1 protein-coding gene is annotated in these 1,200 nt (G+C 66.5%); it reads left to right on the plus strand.

The annotated features are described in order from the left end of the window. The first annotated feature begins 62 nt into the window (after nt 1-62). A protein-coding gene (locus tag MFF26_RS26335) for an IS3 family transposase (RefSeq protein WP_238308966.1) occupies nt 63-1,174 on the plus strand; the annotation gives its coding sequence in 2 pieces (ribosomal slippage) (nt 63-312 and nt 312-1,174; 1,113 coding nt in all). Nucleotides 1,175-1,200 lie beyond the last annotated feature (26 nt).

The raw sequence follows: 1,200 nt of genomic DNA on the forward strand, positions 1-1,200 counted from the left end.
TGACCTTGCCCCCTGGCCTGCCCTCGTTCTGCAGCTAGGGTCCGTCGATCAGGAGACGGACGATGAAGAAAAGCCGGTTCAGCGAAGAGCAGATTATCGGCGTCCTCAAGGAGCAGCAGGCCGGGCTTCCGGTGGCTGAGATCTGCCGCCGCCACGGCATCAGCGACGCGACGTTCTACACGTGGCGCTCGCGCTACGGCGGCATGGAGGTCTCGGACGCGCGCCGCCTGAAAGCGCTCGACGAGGAGAACCGTAAGCTCAAGAAGCTCCTGGCCGAAGCGATGCTCGACGTGGCGACGCTGCGTGAGGCGCTGGGAAAAAACTTCTGACGCCCGGCGCACGGAGAACAGCCGTGAGCTGGGCCATCGAGGAGAAGGGCTATTCGCAGCGTCGCGCCTGCGGGCTGATCGGCCTGGAGCCGAAGACGTACCGCTACGCCTCGACCCGCGGTGACGATGCGGCCGTGCGGGTACGCCTGCGCAGCCTGGCCGGCGAGCGCCGCCGGTTCGGCTACCGACGTCTGCTGATCCTGCTGCGGCGGGAGGGCCTCACGCTGAACCACAAGAAGCTATTCCGCCTCTATCGGGAAGAGCGGCTGTCGGTGCGCAGGCGGGGTGGGCGCAAACGTGTCCTTGGCACGCGGGCTCCGGCCGCCGTGCCGCAGGAGCCGAACCAGCGCTGGAGCCTCGACTTCGTCTCCGACACGCTCGATGACGGGCGGCGTTTCCGCATCCTCGTCGTGGTCGATGACTGCACGCGAGAGTGCCTGGCGCTGGTGGTCGACACGTCGCTGTCCGGCCAGCGCGTCGCACGTGAACTCGACCGGATCATCGCCGGCCGGGGCAAGCCGCTGATGATCGTCTCGGACAACGGCACCGAGTTGACCTCGCACGCGATCCTGGGCTGGCAGGAGGAGCGTGCGGTCGAGTGGCACTACATCGCCCCCGGCAAGCCACAGCAGAATGGCTTCGTTGAAAGCTTGAACGGACGCTTGCGCGACGAGTGCCTGAACGAGCATCTGTTCCGGAGCCTGCCGGCGGCCCGGACCATCATCGAGGCGTGGCGGGTCGACTATAACACCTGCCGCCCTCACACGAGCCTCGGTGGGCTCACCCCGAACGCGTTTGCAACCCGGTCCAAACAGGACCAGAACCAGAACGGACTCTGGTTATGAACGGGGGCAAACAGGGGGCAAGGTCA

The sequence above is a fragment of the Methylorubrum suomiense genome (assembly GCF_022179765.1).
GTDB lineage: Bacteria > Pseudomonadota > Alphaproteobacteria > Rhizobiales > Beijerinckiaceae > Methylobacterium > Methylobacterium suomiense.